This is a genomic window from Snodgrassella alvi, from assembly GCF_002777745.1.
Taxonomy (GTDB): domain Bacteria; phylum Pseudomonadota; class Gammaproteobacteria; order Burkholderiales; family Neisseriaceae; genus Snodgrassella; species Snodgrassella alvi_D.
On sequence record NZ_MEIO01000031.1, the window covers coordinates 1 to 17,692 of the forward strand.

Genomic DNA, 17,692 nt, shown 5'->3' on the forward strand with positions numbered 1-17,692 from the left:
CGCTTACGATAGTATGTGACAATCTGTAAATCCTGTACGGCCACAATCAGCAATTCATCGTTACCATTGTCTCCTTTCTCACCGTACAGCACGCATAAAATCAATGGGAAGCCGGCAAATTGCCCCGGCTTGATGCGGATAGTCAGCGCATTCCCATACAGAATTGATTCTTGAGAACTGGTTCGTGCGAGGCTGCCTGGCTTGTTTGTAGCTGTTTTATAGCTATTCACTAATAAGCCCTCATCGCTGCCATGTATTGGGTTAAATGTCTCTCTCATTTCTGTATTTGTTGGCATGACATAGCGGCCGGTAATTTTGTCTTGCCATGCTGTACTATTCTGGTACTGGGCACGCCCAAAAGGAAAAGATGCAACCGGATGGGGTGAGATGTTGCCCAGTGACCGGACATAACACCAGCCGTTATGCTTATAAACTTTTAATAACATACCCATCTTTCAGCCTTTCAATAGCGTTGCGTTTATAAAAGCGGGCAATTGGTCTGCGCTGTCAATGCCTCTTAATTCCAGTAACATTTCATCGCCATCATGCATATGTGTGAAAACGACGGGGTACCATTCCTTTGTTTCACCGTCCACATCATCTATTGGTAGTAATATCTGTGTCTTACCGTTACGTGCGTCTATAATCAGGGTATTCCTGTTAGCAATCTCGAATCTGTCGTTGATATAGGTTATTTGGCTGTTATGAAAGCTCTGCGCTGTAGGTGCGCATAAAATGCGCGTCCCTGCCGGCCATGAGGCTGGCGGCGTCTCTTCCATGCCAGCACGGCAGATTATCAGGTCTTCCCCATACCGGTTATAGACATCTATCAGTTCGTATTCAGCCGCATCGGCACTTTGCAGCGTCAGCCGCATGTAATGCTGGCCACGGCTATTTGGTATGCTCTGTAAAAGTAATTCTGTGGATTTTTCATCAAGGGTTAGTTTGGTATCTTTTTTATTTAGTACCAGTTCTTCAAGCAGACTGGTACTAAAGTTGTTTTTATAGTATCTCATTTTTACCACCTATTATCTTCTTCAACCAAAGCATAATCGCCATATCTAATTATCCATGCCTTGTTAAGTAAGGTACTATGAAGCCTGAAGCCTGCTTCTGTTATCGTGATATCATATTGATTGCCGTCAATATCCTGCATGTTCAATCCACTGAGATTTTTTAGGTTATCAGGCAATAGAGTTTGATCAACAGGGTGAAGCGGTAAAAACTTACCTGTTGATGGGTCAAATCTCAGGTCAATAATGGCGCTGTCCGGAAAGATGTCGACGCTCCATAATCGGGTCACGCCTTTGTCGGATAACGTTACGAAAGGTATATTTTTATCTTCGCCCGTTTCTTTTCCATCTTCATCGTATTTGTTCCGATAATAAAAGGTTACGTCCTGATTAAAGTACTGTTTGGCACCGGTTTCCTCATAGTCAAATGAGTGTATGAAGTGGTCACCATATTTCATATTGGCGACATTGCCTGTATCCAGTTCCTCATCAGCGGCCACCCCTGCGTTTTGCAGTGCATAATCTTTAATCAGGCTGGCACCGCTCACTAAATCATCGGCAAATTTCCAACGGGATTCGTACAATTTGAAGTTATCCGCAGGCAAACCCCAGTAAGCCTTTTTTGCCTCTAATGACCAATTCTCAACGGAAGCGTATATAAACGGTTTTGTCGGTGTTTTCCATGTATAAACCATCTCTCCATCTTTGGGAATTTGTTTGCCGGCGTATTTTTCGGCAGCGTAAACCAGATTCTTCAGTTTAGTAAAATTCCTATCTTCAACTACTAGGCTGTTTGTTTGCTGATATGCAGCGTATAAAGCCAGCCATGTGTAACGATTGTATTTGCTGCTTTCGTTGACATAGGTACATATGAAATCAAAAATCTGTTTAACTGCTTTTTTGTACTCATCACGGTCCGCTGTTAGCAGGTCTTCTTTTATCGGTATGGTTGTAAAAAATGCTTTGGCATTTAATGGTTTTGTTTTCAGTATTTTATAAACCACATCCTTAAGTGTATCGACGCCTATCCGTTTGGGGTTAATTTGCATAACATCCCCAGATGTATGCCGTATATCTAACACATCCAGCACCACCCACCATACTACTGGATCAAAATTTAGATCCCCTGGAAGCCCTGTACCCATTAAGACAGCTTCATGGTTGTCTTTAAGCTGTAGTTTGTACCATATGTAATCACTGAAACGTTTTACATCGCTGTCCTCACAAATTACTGCACTAGGATCGAGAAATACGCGCACCTGCCGGCCAGTGTTTGCATCAAACAATCCATCGACAACACGACCAGTTTTAGACTGCGGCAGTCCAGAAGCGTTAAATGACAGCATGTCTGCCAAAGACACGCAGGCGTCAGGCGCCTTTTCTGATGCTGGCATCTTTGCAACCGAAGAGCCGCCCAATACACGCGGTCGCTCTGCGGGCTTTTCGTACCTATGCGTCAACCCTAGAATCTTTTTAAGATTTGCCTGAAGCTGTCTACTACTCATTTTAATAACACCTCATTGTTACCTTGATCTCTTCATTTGGCACAACTACTTCAATCGTGGTTTTGTTTGCCTCTATTTCTGCCGTATTAGTACTTGCTTCTTCTATATCTGCTGTTTCTACCCTGAAAGCATAGCCGCGTTTAACTTTTTTACCATAGTAAAAGAAGCCTGTTTCAATACGCACATAACCCTGACATTTGTACAGCTCAAATGTCCGCTTATCGGTTATCGAAATACTGTTACCCTCTTCTGGCTTGTCTTTAATTTCATCAGGGTTTTTATCAGCATTGGGATCATTCTCAATAATCTGAGTTCCATAAGGGACAACATAATCATTCAAATAAATCTCAGCATCATATTTAGCAAGAGGTAATTTAGGACGAGCTGGTGGATTAGGCGGAGGAGTTAGGCGATTTTCCCTGCTTAGCGGATTAACATAAGTAGAGCCGACAAATTCGGTTTCTCCTAGCAAGGTCATAAAATCAAACTTATGCGTATAACTTTTAACTTTAACCTTGCCAGCAAACCTGTCGATATCAACATAAACCGTATTATCAAGGCTAATCTGAGGTGTAAATTTTATGCTTAACGCAAGTTCATTATGCCGGTGCGATTCTAAAATTTTAGTATAGGCAATCTGATAAATAACCTCCATCGCCCGAGCATATTCATCTGGAATCACGTTATCAATATTAATTGTATAGTCGCCGTTACTTTGCTTCTCCCCCGTAGGATGAAAATATTTCTTTTCGTTGCCCCAGTTTTTCGCCAGCTTACTTTTTTCTGCATCCTGCTTGATTGTATAGCTTAGCCGTTCCTTTTTTACGCCATGCAGCTGGATAGATGGGGTATTGCTGATAACTAGCGGGTACTTTTCATCAACTGCCTGCTTCCAGCGGCGCATAGCCGTCCAGCTCGCGCGCATGGCATACAAATCACCCTTAGCTGTTGTTTTCGCTACCTGCACAACGTTTACAATAGGGTTGCCGTTAGCGTCTTTATCGCCGGTTGGTTCGTACTGGTACTCATAATCGGCCGCATCAAAATAAATTGTGCCATACCAGCCGCTAGGCGGCGTTCCCTTTGTGCGGAAATTGCCAACTAGCCACCCACTGCCATTAGCTGCGCTAAATACATCATCGTATTTAGGAGGTGGTCCCTCATGGCTGACATTTAAAACATAATCAATATCTGTTTGAAAGCCGCAATAAACATAGCTGAAATAATTCTCACGATGAAACAGGCGGTCATACTGGTGGTGTACTTCAATCTCAACCTGATTAACTAGGGAGGTAGCCCCGCCCAGTTTGAAACTGATCTGTTTGTTATAGCAATCGCAGCTTGTTAGCACCCAGTCCGGCTTTGCTTTGGGCTGCCAGCTCGTCAGCAACGCTTGCCCTCGTGCGTCAAAATCAAAACTTGCAGGAATCGTACTTAGACGATCTGTCAGCTCAGCATTTAATGTATCGTAGTTTGCAACATCTCCAAATACACTTTCGCACCAATAGCCTATTTTTCTTACAACATCCTTGCCAAGTTTTTCGATGGCATTGCTACGATCATTATTTGCCGTTAAAACCCTTGTATATTTCATGAAATCAATATCAGGAGTATCAACGATGCCGCTAAACAGTGGATAAATATGCTTGCTGGTTTGTGCGTAAATGGTTATCGGCTGGTTATAGTAGAGATACATATCTACTTGTCCGCATTCCTCTTTCAGATATAGCGTAGCCTTGGCCGACTCCTCTTCGGTATAAGTGATTTCACAGCTGCGCATTAATTTGCATGGGTCAATCTCATCACCATTGATATACACCCTAATCGCATAGTCTTCCTGATTAAGGCCGATGGACTGCGAACCATGCATTGGCGCAAAAGAGATGGCACCCGTAACAGTTTGCGCCAACCCTAACAGCATGGCATCTACTTCATAGTTCACAGTCTGCGCCAGTGGCAGCCCGATTTCTAATTCACGTTCACTGATAACAGATTGCGATAACGCCAGCAAAACACCTGTTTCTTCACGCGATTCTACCGATTGCGCCAACCCCAGCAATAAAACAGGCGTATTATCAGCAACAGATGCATCGTCTGTTGCTAATACCGCACCACCAAGAACTGAATTACCAAACATAGCTAAGCTGCCTTTTTACTCAAACGCACCTTGTTTGTACCAATAAAAATACAGGGATCAGTGCTATCGCTGCGCACATCAATGAAGCGATTCGTTATACGTAAATAAACCGCAATTGGAGCCCCGCCGCGCATACTTTGCCCTAAGCTAATGCCTGCCCCTGACTCCGCTTCATCAAGCCCTGATCTGCTTAATGCAAGACGTACATCGCTTGGCACAAACTTTGCCCCATAATTGATAAACTGCGCCGTACCAGAATTAACCGCACTGCCAACACGACCTGTACCCCAATCTGGTTCACCATCGCCACTTGTTCCGGGTTCTGCGCACTTGTACATCAACCCATTTGAGACGGTAGGTTCAATAATATCTCCCAGCTTGTAATACTTTGCTGGTGTCCACTTTTCTAGCATGCTAATCGGCGTCAACGTAATAGGCGCATCCGTCAGTGAAACAATCGTCTCCTGCGGATCATTGCTACCATAATACAAAACCACATCAACCGACCCCGTGCCATTGTAGAGAATAGGGTAAGGACTGGTTGCTTCCGATGTCATTTCAGGGTCTAACCAAAATGTAAACATATCTACCACTTTCTATCTGGACATTTCTGATTAAACAAAACCGCTTTGGCTGCGACAAAACATCCGCATTTGCCACATTTATCCAGTTTTGTGGCCGGCGTACCAAGCGGGACAATTTCATGAAATCGCTTTAAATTTGTACAATTGCCGCAAATTTTCAAACGTTCCTGATAATTTGCGGCAATCTCATCAATCGTATCTCTAGCTCTTGCAAAAATGCCGGTCGATGGCTTTTTGCCACAACATCCCATAGCTATTCTCCTGAACCTGACATCATTGCCTTAGCCATCGCGACACGTTCTTTCATCGGAAGACTGGCAATTCGCTGGCGCTCATATTCCTTTTGCCAATCTTCATTTTGTGTCAAATTATATGCAATCTGATTGATAATCTCGTTTTCTGGCCATGTCATCACTTCAAATAATGGTCTATGCAGCTCACGCGATAAAACTAAAAGTATTTTTCGCATGGGCTGCTGCATTATTTTTTTGCGGCCTCATTAACTTGTTCGTCAAGCGCATTATTGGTTTTATCAAAGAGCTCAGAAATTTTCGAAATTACATCAGCAGGAAGTTTCAAAACATCCTCAATAGAACCAAAAACAGGCTCTCCATTTTCATTAACCACCATGCGCTGCACCCTAAAAGCAGCTAGGGATATAAGGGCGACCATGCCGTCTTTTTCTGTTTGCGAAATATGCTCCTGATAGTCAAGCAAATCTTTTCCGCTCATCTCTATTTTAGTGCGGATAGTGCCTACACCAGCAATATCTACTTCTTGATATGCTGGTTGCATCAAAGCATTCCAGTCAGGTGTAATGTTTTTTCCAGATTTAATGTTTTTTGTTGGGTTAGTCATATTTATCTCCAAAAAAAGAAGCCACAATTTATGTGGCTTTAAAATCATTTAGTTTTCGAATCGTTGCCTGCCGTAAAGGCGGCAGGTTTAAGTTTTTCTACCGACCAGACAGGGTCGGAAACAGTCGCTACCTCTAATGACCCTTCCAAAATTTGCCCTATCTTGCTTGCCCAGCCCGGATTAACTTTCTTTTGGCAGTAATAAGTACACACATCAGCATCTTCAGCCTCTGGGTCGTTATAAACAACTCGTATCTTAAGCTTACTGTTAATTGGTGCGTTCATATAAGCCGCTAAAGCAGGCTGTCGTGGATCGAAACGCTTCATATTGATAGACAGCGTGCCATTTTCTTTTGCGCCTGCCCTAGATGATTTATGCCCTGTTGCTGCCTGACATAAATCTGTTGTGTCGATTTCATCTGTTTTGCCATCTTTAAAATCAAGATTGTCATGACCGCAAAGCTGAATACCATCTCCATATTCATTTTTTGCAGAATTAAAAAAATAAACAATGGTTGTTAAGCCATCTGTCGGAATCTCACGTGCTAATGTAGCCATATCTACTCCGTAATTGTTCGATAACTGATACTCACATTAATCATGTAGTGCGTAGGGGTAACGAGCCCTTGTGCACGACTGACCGTTGATGTAAGTAACCCGTCAAAACGTCGGTTAAAGAAAAAAATATGCAGCTCATCTGCATATTTTTCTGCCATAGCCCTGCCAGTCCCTGCTGGTGTGTAAATATTGATACTAAAAATGCCACTATGAATTTCAGTGGCATTGAGTGTATCTATAACGGATGGTCTAGGCAGATTACTAGCTATAAAAAAATCCCCTGCCGGTGGAGTGGCTGGGGCTTGGTTATCATAAAAAATCGGTGGGGCATTCGGTAGTGCGGCTAAGCGTTTTTCCAGCGCATTACTAATCTGATTAAATGTAGTCATATATTATCTTTTCTGGCTGCGGCAACACGCCCTACTATCTGCTGCCATCCGGCAACTGAAAGGCGAAAAAAACCTTGTGGCGCCTGTGTGGAATAGCCGTTTACTGTTTTGCCGGTTGGGTTTTTAGGTGGATTTGGGTATAGCCCATACTCAAGCACGCGGATATACGGTAAATTATTAAACAAGTAATAATATGCAGGCCGAGATTTGCCACTAGGCAGCCGAGCAAGCAACTGTTTAGCTTCTGCTATGTTGCCCTGCTCTTTGTCTGTGGTTGTTCTACCGCTGCATTGATCCGTCTCAATAAACCAGTTAGATTTAGCTTGTCCTGTATCCACAGGCGTGGCTTCAATAATCTGCTGCTGTAACTCAAGTACTGATTCAGAAACAATTGAATCAGCCTTAGCGTGCGCCTTATTTAGCAATTCCTCCATTTTGGCCGTAAATGGATTCATTGCCGAGCCTGCAATTTATAAAGCACAGCAATACCTGCGGGCTGTATACACTCAACATTAATTACACGCATCTCAACATTATTTACCAGCACAACATCACCAATTAAGGGTATGGTGCTTAAGCTTTCCAGCAATATCACCAAATCCCCCATTTGGATGCGTGTGCCATCTATTTCCTTAGTGCTGTAATTAAATGTGCAACCATAACCACGGTATATATCAATTACTGATTCATTACTGCCAGTTGTCGGGTCATACCGCTTCTCACTAGTTCGCTTTATTTCAATAATTTTCCCAAACTCTTTAAGCAACCCTGCTGCAACATTTTTCAGCTCCTCATAATCAAAAGCCATATTACCCCCTGATTATCGGTATTTGAGCAAATGTCCCTGCCGTATAGGGCAACAGTAATGCATCAATATATTCGAAGCGTGACCCTCCATTACCCGCATAGGTAACAGAAATCTCTCCCACTTTTACAGACTTGCGCTTTTGCTCATCATTGTCAAAAAGGCCTGTTCTCAACGCCAGCTCACACACAGCTTTGTACACTGGTTCAATGATCCCAACTTCGCCCGCTCGCATCTTCCGATTCAAGTTTTGGCGTAGTTGATAGCATGCATCGACATAATCAGAAGCAGAAACCAGCCGCATTTCCTTTTGGCTGGTTTCCAGTTCTTCCCATACATCCTTGGATGACCTAATGGCATGATAAGCATCTGCCTGCTCTACACTTACATAGCTATCACGCGGCACTATGATCATGATGATCACCTAAATTCAGGGGATCGGGTTGCTTGTGCTGATTATATAAAGCCTCCAGCTCAGCTTTTCTTGCTGTGGGCGGAAACTCTACTCCCATCTGCACTAAAGCTTCCTGATATTCCTTAACCGTTTTAGGGCTGCCGTTTCCGTCCTCTTCCTTATCGTCAGCAGCACCAGAATCTTTCTGCTTAACAAATTGCTTGTAAGCCTCGGGTACATCGCCGGCAGCTTCATCACAATTCTCAATAGAATCTCCTGGGCGGTACATACTTGCATCACGAACACAATAGCCCTGATCCTCAGCTTCTTTAACCTTATCTGGCGTTAATTTAGCCAGAAAATACAATTTTTTTGCCATATATTCCTCCTTTAAATATAAGTTGGGCTCATTATTGCCAGTACACCAGCGGTGTTTTTAACGCTTTCTGGCACTTGAGTCCAATTTGTGCCGGTAGCTAAGGCGAGATTGGTTGGAGATGCGCCGCCTTTAGCCATGTCCCATCGATAACCTTTCACCGCTACGTTATATGACCATTCTGCTTGCTGCTGTACGTGGAGATTTTCTTTACCAGTAATATCCACTATTGCGGAATTATAATCATCGTTATCACTTACTACGATCCCGTCTTCAGTTAAGCCAAGGGTGAAATAGCCATCCAGAGACGATGCGTCAGGTTTAGCAGGATCTGAATACTTAACCAGATATGGAGAATCGGTAATAATGAACAGGCGCCCAGCAGGGTCTTGGGTAATATTCACAGTGTCATATGCAAATAATCTATGGTCATTGTTCAAGGCATAGTTCAGCAAGTCGGTAGAACAGGCTGAATGCATAACCCATGCCTTAATGGCCGAACTGCGATCACCAAACAGAGCAGCAGCGTTAACCATCGTGTCTGGTCTTGCATAGCCACTGCGTGTAGCTTTCGGATTATTTTTAATCGCTGCCACTGCGCACATAATACCCGTATTCAGCATATCGGCCATACGACCTTTACCCAGTTGCGTCCCGAGTGCTATAGCCGCATCTGTCGGATTTTGCTTAATCCATGCATATTGAGCCGGCTCATATTCAACTGGCGGCGTGCCTGCTGCCACCTTAACACTATTCTCAAGTGTTTGCGTTAAGCGTACGGACGCAACTGCCCCATCTCCATATACATTTCGTCGACGAACGAGATCACTTATACCCTGAAATTTGGAGTAAACATCCTGATCGCCGCGAGATGGCCGATTAATCAGAGTAATTGTTCCTCCTGAGGCTTGATTAAACTTATCAATATCCTGCGCCACCGTTTCAACCATGGTGGTATAGGTTTCTTTATTAAAAACTGTTAGATCGAATGGCATAAAACCTCCTTAATTTGATGCAGCTTTGCTTTGAATAAATAAACGACGTTCTTCCTCTGTTTTGCAATCAGCATAGGAAGCAGGTACAGGTTGCTTGCCCGCATTAACAGGAGTTGTTCCGCCACCTGTTGCCTGATTGCTGCGGAAAATAGTGTCCTTGTTTGGGTAGCTACCTACCAGCATTTCCAGAGCCTCATCAAAATCAGCAAGCGACCCCGGTTTTAACTGGCTATAAATATCATTACCAGCGACGTCTTTTGCAATAATTTCACCCTTTTCATTCATAGTGAAATGACGTCCAAAATAAGACTGCGCAATATCCGCAGGGATAATCAGATTGTCTTTAATAAATTGTGAGCGCGCGAAACGCCCGCCAATTTTTTCCTCATAAAGCTGTTTTTCCAGCCCTTCTGCTCTCGCCTGTGCTTCTACGACTTGAGCATTTGCCGCTTTGGCCACTTCCTCCTTGATGCGAGCTACCTCACCGGCATCAATCAGCTTTTTATCGTCAAGGTTCTTGCACATATTGATAGCCTTGCGCGCCTCTTCCGGATCATCAATGCCAGTAAAAGTCTTTAATTTCGCCTCTGCCGCCTGGAAAGCTTCTCTGTGTGTTTTGGATTCATTGCACAGGTCTTTAATCTTTTGGCTGGCCTGATTGACGTCATAGGCGATTTCTTTTCCATCATCATTTACATATACCGGCTTGCCATCGTTTACAACAACGTGGCCAGCCGCATCAAGTTTCAACTGTAAAGGCATTTTGTCTCCTGTTTGCGTAAAAAAAGACCGCTCCAGCGGTCATATTGGTTTAAATGAATAACTACTATTGATACTTTTGCCTCAGCTCGGTAAGGGTCATGGCTTGTAATCCTCCATTTTTAACGATGTCATCAACGCCAATTTCCCCTGTTTTCAGCATTCTGCCGATTCCGTTACCGAACTGCTTCTGTAACTGCGCCAATGTGCGGGAATTTACCCAATCCTCGGCCGTCATCCCGTCAAACTCCGTCAGTAAATCTATTACCAATACCAAAATACTGCGGCATCTGTTATGTAATGGCGGAATTTTAAAAGTAAGCTCGTGCCTGATTGGTTGTTTATCCTTGTTCCATAACAGCCCGTTACGTTTCAAGCACATAGTCGTGGTACGGTTATCTATAACTGAAACATGCCGCCATGCCTTAACCAGCTTATTAATACGCCCAAAAGCATAAATAATCTGATTTCTTATGGCGCTGGTTGCTGTTGGTACCGTGGCCTTAATCCAGTTTGTAGCTTTCTTAAAAACACCAGCCAGATCAGGCGCGGTCCCATCTATTGCACTTGTTCTTATCTGGCGCTTAATCGCGTTAAATAGCTGTGTTTTTTGCGCTGCAAACGTTTCATTTACCGTTAAACCACCGAGCAATACATCGTCTATCTGATGTGCGAGTTGTGTATCAGATAAGCTTTTAACAACAGCCTCAGCGCCCAATGCGGCTAAAAGCATTGATGGTAAATAACTGGCCTCATCTATGCCTAAATCACTTACAGTCTGCTTCATATTATTCGCATACGCGCCATAGCAGTTATCAATTGCTTCTTCTACCTGTTTCAGCAGCTCGCTTAACTGCGTTTTAGTCAGGGCAGTTAAATCAACACCAGCCAGTTTTGCTTCAATATCCCATTGTAATTGCTCAAGCTGCGCCAACATTTCATTCTCAAGCCCTATCTCAACGCGGATTACATCAAGCTGGCGCGTTATTAGATTGTTTGCTATCTGCTGATCGCTTGTCATCGCTAAAATCCATTAGTGGCGGCGTTATAGCTGCTTGCTCATTCTCCAGCCGCTCCACTTCTTCTTCCCAACTTGCCTGACTGGAGATAACACCGCGACGTTTAGCCTCTTCAAAGGTAGTCTGGTTGCTGATTATGTCATTTGTATTTAGGGTCATAACAACATTCATGCCCTCTACAGTGTCATCAGATTCTAGATTACCGCTGATTTCCACGTGGCTAGGTTCTTTGCTGCTTTGCCACATAGACATAAGCTTTAATGCAGCATCTATCGCGCTTTCAAACAGATTAGCATAATGGCGCAGCAAACTTACTTCCTTGCTTTGCTCTTCTTTTGCTTGCGAATCAGTCATAGCCAGTTTGGTGCGGGTCAACAACTTAGCCCCAGCCACTTTCATATCTGCTTCAATCCGATCAAGCCCTGCCCACCCCGCCTCTACTGCGCGACCACTATGCTCTATAAAGCCCATCTGTTCGCCGGGCGCCAGTCGCAGCATTGTGCCCGTGCCGGCTACAATCTTTTCAATCTCGCTTTCACCGAGATAAAACATTAACGGCATGCTGATAAAATGTACCAAATAATCCTGATCACTTCTCGCCTGCCAATGGCGAATATTTAAATCGGCCAGATTTTCCAGAACTGGCTTACCTTCAAAAAATCCTGTTCTTTCGGGCGTAAAGGCCACTACCGGCACGCAATCAAGCAATTCCCCATCTATCCTTTGCTCGTCCGTTGAATGCTCATACCAGCCATCCTCGTTCTGACGATAAACAACTACATAGCCCGGAGTCATTACTGTCACCTGCTCTATCTGCTTTTCGCCAAACGTGCCATCGGGCACAATTACTACGGACCGATAACGAAATTGAGTGCATACCTCCACATTCCCCCTCCTTTCACTACGCCAGCCCAAAACGCAGCTAAAAGGCACATGAGAAAAATAAGGCCGTAAACCAAGCCGCTTATCATCGTCAATACTTCGATTATCACCCGCTATTGGGAAATCAACTATCACATAACTTGAGCCGTGCGCCATAGCATCATAAAACCACTTTGAACAAAAGCCATCAATATCGTTATCCCTCAAGTCAATGTTAGACAGATAGTCTTTTAAACCATCAGCAACCTTTTCAACGATCAAGGGCTTGGCAAAAGTTCGACCCACCATCTGGCTTACCGTCTGCTCATAGGCCGGATACAGAACTGACATATTTAAGCGACGCGCGTATTTTTGGTCGCTTTCTGCATCTTCCTGTGGCAAAAAGCTTTTGCCAGCTTTGCGCATAGCCTCTGTTCCGCCAAGCAGCGCGTCTATTTTCTTGTTTCTGGCGTGCATCTGGGCAACTGCATTTGATTTAATACTTGGGTCATTACTCATAACTTACACTCAAAGGTCACGCCGCCCATATGTCGGCCTGTTAATTGGGAATAGCTTAACAATCGGGTAGGTGCCAGCATCGATAATATGATCAATGCCACTTGATTTATCTGGGGTGCCGTTTTTGTCGTATGCCTGCTGTTCTAACGCCTCGGTAAAGCGTGGGCATTTGTATGGGTTAATAAACATGCGGCGCTCGTTATTGCCGTTCAGCAACATAGCATTAGTCGCATTAATACGATCTTTAACTGCTGGGTTGGTACTGCCTACATTAACCGAAAACCCAGCATTTCTGATTATCGATAAATCAGATTTTGACCAGTCTTTGCTGCTGGTGTTCTGCCCGCTGGCGTCAGGATAAATATCTATCTGATGATCTGGATATCGCTCTTTAATCAACGCGCACATTGATGGCGTATCTCGGACATCTACCAACTCATCTACAGCGTATGGAATGCCATTGCGAAGCACATAAACTACCGCAGCCATTTTTAGTACATTGAAGTCCATACCAATGTGCAAACGCTCACCTGCGCGCATTTCTGCTATCGTGCTGTTAGCCTCTCTATCAAAGCAGTTGTAAACTGTTCCAGCAGCCAGATTGACAAACTGACCATTTAGATATGCCTTGATTAATTCTGGGGGGTAGCTAGCAAATAGCGAAGAAATATAATCAGGTGGCAGATTGGCAGCATTATCATAAGTACTTGCCTGTACCAACCCATACAAGGCACCAAGTGCAGGGCTTTCGCGCACAGCCTTAACGAACTGCTCATAAACAAAACGAAAACCCTCTGGAGTAGTGGCAACATCCACACCATTTATCAAGCCGGGAATGTTATAACGCAGGCGGCCAATTACTTTGCGCCATACTGCACGTGCCTTTTCTTTTGTCAGTGTGTCCAACTCGTCAACTAAAGCATGACCAATCTTAAATCCAATAATGGTTGCCGGCTTGTCCATAGAACGACAGATCGTGGTGCCGCGATAAATTTTTCCCTCGTAAAAATGAACTTCTTTATTACTTTCCCTGAGTTCAGCCTTTAACCCCCAATTAAAAGCCACCTCCTCAATCGTCGGGAAAAAGATATCCCTGATCTGCGGGTAAGTTGGTGCGAAGTAACCTTGATTGACTTTTGGGAATCGCCAAAAACGTCCACACATGGCAGAACTACCTACCCATGTTTTACCGCTACCAAATCCAGCTACAAACGCTCTAAATTTTTTATCCAGATTAAAGAATCTTGCCTGCGGTGTATTAAGTACTGGACTGATCGTCACCATCACTCACCCTCGCATCAACTGCCTTAACTACAATCTGCACAGGCGTAGGCTCTTGCTGCTCCATTACTACCGCCGGCTTGTCATTAAATGCCCGAACAGTCACATGCTTACCTAACAGCTCAAGATTTTTAACCTTGTCAGGCCACTTAATCTTTTTAAGAATGCTTTGGCCATCTTCCTTGTCCATCATCGTAAGCACATCCATACCGCTTAATGTGATTCTCCATACCTTAGGCCATTGACTGATAGGCAATACAGAACCATCAGCATTAAGAATGTCTGCAACATCCATCTGGTCAATCTCTACCAGTCTGCTCAAGACATAATCAGCATCAATTTGAGTACGCTCACATCGATCCTGCTTTGCTTTGTTAAGTGCCGCCACAATTTCAGGTTTTCTCAAGTTTTCATGCCCAACTGAACCTGCTGTTTTTTGGCTATATCCAGCCCTTATTGCTGCCTGCGTGGCGTTAAAATCAATCAGGTACTCTTCAACAAAACGTTGCTGCTTGTCAGTTAATCCTCCCATGGCGGAGTTGTCTTTATCCGTCATAGCGAACTCCAATAAAAAAGCCCACGTGCATACGTGAGCTTGTCTTAATTCAATACAGAATTAGTTATAGTCGTTACCATCAATCATATTAATCACCATTAACTATTCATTGTCCATTCTTTAAAGTGTATATAATTTTTGCTGTGCCAGAAGCTCTAAGTAGATCTCTTAAAGCCTTCTCCAGCTTAGCTTCATCTGATGCGTAGTTTCTATATAGGTAATGATAAGCGACAGTACGGTCATCCAATTCCGGATATGCGATGTGCACGGGATAGCCTCCATGTTCTAGTGTAAATTCCGCTAATGTTTCCTGTCGGCCTGTTTCTAAATTTTTTAATATAACCCAAAATTTTTCAGAATTAACAGGGATTACAAGAAACGCTTTTAAGCTGCCATTAGTAGCAGCCTCTATATCGCCAGCCAGCCGTGTTATGGCATCAATAATTTCTTTGCACTCATCCTCTTTAGCTTTTGCTTCAAGAGCGTCTAAAGATTGTAAACAAACCTGCTGAAAATCTACGCGCTTAGTCATACAATAATCTCCAAATAAAAAAGCGGACTAGCATTTAACTAATCCGCTGAATATTAACTAACCACTTCATAAACCCTAATAAAAAACCAGCCATATAGGCTGGTTGTGAATAATGCTAAAATTAATATGCTGTTTTTATACCCATTTCAATACAACAAAACCCTCTCTCATCGGGGGCATTCTTATTATCCAAATCGGAATAGATTAACTTCAATTTAATATTTTGGATCGGGCACTTGTTGAGCCATCTTTTTACGGATTGAATAACTTTTTTTCTAGGAACTAATGCGTAATAATGCACACATACCCTGTAAAGCTCGTCCATCGTGGCATCAAAAGGGACTACAGGACACCCAAAATCAAGCAATTCAACCCAATAGTACAGACCGTCAGGATTTTGTTCTAAAAAAGCACATAGATCCATACCTAACCTTTCTGCTCTAAAATACCCAAATAAAAAACCCGCCAAGGAGCAGGCGGGTAAAAAATAGCATGATAAAAAAGATAAACAAAAAAAGGAGAAAGATGTTAATGCCTTTCTTTAGGACATAACAAAGCTGCCAATAAAAGAAAGGCAAATTAACGGTGCTTTTACAAGGGAAGCATACCTATACTGTATATTAGCATTATATTTAAGATATCCATTTTTATCAAGTTGTTACTTAAAATATTTATTAAAATTTTGGTCATGTTGTAAATAATCCCAAAAAACTATCAACGCCCTTTCGACATCTCTATACCACGTACTACTGTTTTTACGGGCGCGTTGATTTTTTTGAATTACCGCACGCCCAGAACGTTTAAAATATGGGCTTATATAAGCATACTGAACTCTTAGAATAGCAAATGCTTCTCTATTATTAGTAGTCATTTTAGCTAAAGCGATTTTGACCATGTCCAGCACTTCTGGCGGATAGCGCAATACAAATGCCGTTTTACTCTTGTCAATACCGCTTTTATATTTCCATTCAATGCTTCTGCAATGCCCTTGCCTTACAATATCCCTCATCGCCCGCTCATATGCTTTTAAAACGTCTTCAGCAGCATCTATGCTACATTTTGATAACATAAGTCCCTCCTATCAGTGAACTTAACATCATTTTCAGCTCCCCATGCTGTTATATATTCAATCAGACTAGCCATGCGCTTAACCCCCATCTGCGCAGTTGATTCCCTCAGATTTATAATCTCTCCCTCAAGCCCTATTGCCATCTCCGCCTGCCCTCCTGTGGCGATTCGATGACCACTTACAAAAATCATCTTCCACTGCTCAATACTCAGTTTTTTGCCATTGAAAGGCTTCTGTTTAGCAATATCTCCCAGCATGGCATGCAGCTTTGCATTCTGATCATCTGATCGGGTAATGCTTCGCACTTCAATAAAAATTTCATCGTGAGCATTCAGCAATTCACCAGAAAAATCCCAAGCCAGCGTCATTACATCCCGTTTATTTTTTTTGTTAATTCTGCGTTTGAATTTTTCAGTCATAGCAATGCCCGCCTTTTTTCTTTGTATAGCCTTTCTATCTGGCGTAAATCGTCTTTTGTATAGTGGCGTGGCGCGTTATCAGACTCTAGTGCTTCTACAGCCTCCAATCCAATACGCTCAAGCAGACTGATACGATAGTTAACATGATTGCCACTTAAATAATTGTTGCAACGCTTACATTGACCATGGCAGTTATCTTCATTAAAGCGTAGATTAGGTGCTGAGCCTACCGAACGATAATGCCCTGCATCATAGCCATTAGGGGCATCTGGCAAGGGCTTACCGCAGCTAATGCAAGGCTGGTGTTTGTCCCTTAATCTGATAAAAGCATTAAATGCCGCCTGTGCACGCTTCGTAAGCTGCGGTAGCGTTTCTAATGCGTGCTTACGGGCTTTTATAACCGCCCTTTCCTGCCGTTTTGCAGCCGCCTGTGCTTTTTTGTTGGCAATCTCTCGTTTTTGCTTATTCAAGGCTATAGCGCAAGCTGAGCTGCAAACAATCTGTAATGCCCGGTGCTTTTCAAACTCTGCGCCACACCAGCGGCATTTGCGTTTCGCCATTTTAATTATCCTCCCAGTCTATGCTTAACATGACATAGCCAGCAGCCCAATCAGCCAGATCAGTAACATGCGTTATGCGAACAAGAATAAATCTTCCTGTGTATTGGTTATTTGTTTTGTCATACTCTTCCAATAAGAGCTGGTCTCCTACCTTAAAATCTCTATCGTTCTTCCGAAATTCAGCTCTCTTTACTTTTTGCTTAACCGCTTCAAAATATTCTGGAAGTATTTTCAGCCTGTGTATCATTTTTCTTTCCTATTGCTAAATTTATTTTCGTAATCGATTACCATCTTTGTATAGGTATCAAAATCTGTTTCAATGATTTTGTAATACTTTGTTTCGCCATCTTTTTTATGCTGGTATCTAAAACAGCTTCTTTTGATAAAAAACCAACACACTAATCGGGAAATTTTAGCGAACACATATGCAAAGCCGATAAAGACAAGAGCCAATCCACCAACCCCAATAAGTAAATCCATAACAATATCCATAACAATATCCAT

Annotated in this window: 26 protein-coding genes; all 26 read right to left on the bottom strand. The window is 43.1% G+C overall.

Features of this window, described 5'->3' with window-relative positions; all coding sequences use genetic code 11:
• Positions 1–452: hypothetical protein (locus BHC51_RS04620; RefSeq protein ID WP_143558743.1), on the bottom strand; the 452-nt coding region annotated here is incomplete at its 3' end.
• A 3-nt stretch (positions 453–455) separates the two neighbouring features.
• Entirely contained in the window at positions 456–1,016 is a 561-nt protein-coding gene (locus tag BHC51_RS04625) for a hypothetical protein (protein ID WP_100153432.1), read from the bottom strand.
• Positions 1,017–1,018: 2 nt separating this feature from the next.
• Complete coding sequence (locus tag BHC51_RS04630; RefSeq protein WP_100153433.1) at positions 1,019–2,518, bottom strand: hypothetical protein; 1,500 nt, start codon at positions 2,516–2,518, stop codon at positions 1,019–1,021.
• Between the two features lies 1 nt (position 2,519).
• On the bottom strand, positions 2,520–4,655 hold the full coding sequence (locus BHC51_RS04635) for a hypothetical protein (RefSeq protein WP_100153434.1): 2,136 nt from the start codon (positions 4,653–4,655) through the stop codon (positions 2,520–2,522).
• Positions 4,656–4,657: 2 nt separating this feature from the next.
• Positions 4,658–5,239 (bottom strand): hypothetical protein, encoded by a 582-nt coding sequence (locus BHC51_RS04640; protein ID WP_100153435.1) that lies wholly within the window; start codon positions 5,237–5,239, stop codon positions 4,658–4,660.
• Between the two features lie 2 nt (positions 5,240–5,241).
• Positions 5,242–5,490, bottom strand: a complete 249-nt coding sequence (locus BHC51_RS04645; protein WP_100153436.1) for a hypothetical protein — start codon at positions 5,488–5,490, stop codon at positions 5,242–5,244.
• Between the two features lie 2 nt (positions 5,491–5,492).
• Positions 5,493–5,708, bottom strand: coding sequence for a hypothetical protein (locus BHC51_RS04650; protein WP_143558771.1), 216 nt, complete (start codon positions 5,706–5,708; stop codon positions 5,493–5,495).
• Between the two features lie 11 nt (positions 5,709–5,719).
• On the bottom strand, positions 5,720–6,097 hold the full coding sequence (locus tag BHC51_RS04655) for a hypothetical protein (protein WP_143558772.1): 378 nt from the start codon (positions 6,095–6,097) through the stop codon (positions 5,720–5,722).
• Positions 6,098–6,141: 44 nt separating this feature from the next.
• A complete protein-coding gene (locus BHC51_RS04660) occupies positions 6,142–6,654 on the bottom strand; it encodes a hypothetical protein (RefSeq protein ID WP_100153439.1) in 513 nt (170 codons plus the stop codon).
• A 2-nt stretch (positions 6,655–6,656) separates the two neighbouring features.
• Positions 6,657–7,043 (bottom strand): phage tail terminator-like protein, encoded by a 387-nt coding sequence (locus tag BHC51_RS04665; RefSeq protein ID WP_100153440.1) that lies wholly within the window; start codon positions 7,041–7,043, stop codon positions 6,657–6,659.
• Positions 7,040–7,498 (bottom strand): HK97 gp10 family phage protein, encoded by a 459-nt coding sequence (locus BHC51_RS12650; protein WP_100153441.1) that lies wholly within the window; start codon positions 7,496–7,498, stop codon positions 7,040–7,042. The genes BHC51_RS04665 and BHC51_RS12650 overlap by 4 nt, the downstream gene beginning before the upstream one ends.
• Entirely contained in the window at positions 7,495–7,851 is a 357-nt protein-coding gene (locus BHC51_RS04675; RefSeq protein ID WP_100153442.1) for a hypothetical protein, read from the bottom strand. The genes BHC51_RS12650 and BHC51_RS04675 overlap by 4 nt, the downstream gene beginning before the upstream one ends.
• 1 nt (position 7,852) lies before the next feature.
• The gene (locus tag BHC51_RS04680; RefSeq protein WP_100153443.1) at positions 7,853–8,263 is read right to left on the bottom strand and encodes a DnaT-like ssDNA-binding protein; all 411 of its coding nucleotides are present in this window, start codon (positions 8,261–8,263) and stop codon (positions 7,853–7,855) included.
• On the bottom strand, positions 8,244–8,621 hold the full coding sequence (locus BHC51_RS04685) for a hypothetical protein (protein WP_100153444.1): 378 nt from the start codon (positions 8,619–8,621) through the stop codon (positions 8,244–8,246). The genes BHC51_RS04680 and BHC51_RS04685 overlap by 20 nt, the downstream gene beginning before the upstream one ends.
• An 11-nt stretch (positions 8,622–8,632) precedes the next feature.
• A complete protein-coding gene (locus BHC51_RS04690) occupies positions 8,633–9,613 on the bottom strand; it encodes a major capsid protein (RefSeq protein WP_100153445.1) in 981 nt (326 codons plus the stop codon).
• Positions 9,614–9,622: 9 nt separating this feature from the next.
• Entirely contained in the window at positions 9,623–10,375 is a 753-nt protein-coding gene (locus BHC51_RS04695; protein ID WP_100153446.1) for a DUF6651 domain-containing protein, read from the bottom strand.
• Between the two features lie 64 nt (positions 10,376–10,439).
• A complete protein-coding gene (locus BHC51_RS04700; RefSeq protein ID WP_100153447.1) occupies positions 10,440–11,393 on the bottom strand; it encodes a hypothetical protein in 954 nt (317 codons plus the stop codon).
• Positions 11,344–12,771, bottom strand: a complete 1,428-nt coding sequence (locus BHC51_RS04705; protein ID WP_100153448.1) for a DUF4055 domain-containing protein — start codon at positions 12,769–12,771, stop codon at positions 11,344–11,346. Before BHC51_RS04705 ends, BHC51_RS04700 begins: the two co-directional genes overlap by 50 nt.
• A 9-nt stretch (positions 12,772–12,780) precedes the next feature.
• Complete coding sequence (locus tag BHC51_RS04710) at positions 12,781–14,055, bottom strand: terminase large subunit domain-containing protein (RefSeq protein ID WP_100153449.1); 1,275 nt, start codon at positions 14,053–14,055, stop codon at positions 12,781–12,783.
• A complete protein-coding gene (locus tag BHC51_RS04715) occupies positions 14,030–14,608 on the bottom strand; it encodes a terminase small subunit (RefSeq protein ID WP_218966375.1) in 579 nt (192 codons plus the stop codon). Before BHC51_RS04715 ends, BHC51_RS04710 begins: the two co-directional genes overlap by 26 nt.
• Positions 14,609–14,714: 106 nt before the next feature.
• The gene (locus BHC51_RS04720) at positions 14,715–15,140 is read right to left on the bottom strand and encodes a hypothetical protein (protein ID WP_100153450.1); all 426 of its coding nucleotides are present in this window, start codon (positions 15,138–15,140) and stop codon (positions 14,715–14,717) included.
• Positions 15,141–15,798: 658 nt separating this feature from the next.
• Positions 15,799–16,209, bottom strand: coding sequence for a hypothetical protein (locus BHC51_RS04730; RefSeq protein WP_100153452.1), 411 nt, complete (start codon positions 16,207–16,209; stop codon positions 15,799–15,801).
• Positions 16,188–16,628, bottom strand: a complete 441-nt coding sequence (locus BHC51_RS04735) for a recombination protein NinB (RefSeq protein ID WP_218966376.1) — start codon at positions 16,626–16,628, stop codon at positions 16,188–16,190. Before BHC51_RS04735 ends, BHC51_RS04730 begins: the two co-directional genes overlap by 22 nt.
• A complete protein-coding gene (locus tag BHC51_RS04740) occupies positions 16,625–17,188 on the bottom strand; it encodes a recombination protein NinG (protein ID WP_100153453.1) in 564 nt (187 codons plus the stop codon). Before BHC51_RS04740 ends, BHC51_RS04735 begins: the two co-directional genes overlap by 4 nt.
• 1 nt (position 17,189) lies before the next feature.
• On the bottom strand, positions 17,190–17,435 hold the full coding sequence (locus BHC51_RS04745; protein ID WP_100114407.1) for a DUF3850 domain-containing protein: 246 nt from the start codon (positions 17,433–17,435) through the stop codon (positions 17,190–17,192).
• Positions 17,432–17,692 (bottom strand): hypothetical protein, encoded by a 261-nt coding sequence (locus BHC51_RS04750; protein ID WP_100153454.1) that lies wholly within the window; start codon positions 17,690–17,692, stop codon positions 17,432–17,434. Before BHC51_RS04750 ends, BHC51_RS04745 begins: the two co-directional genes overlap by 4 nt.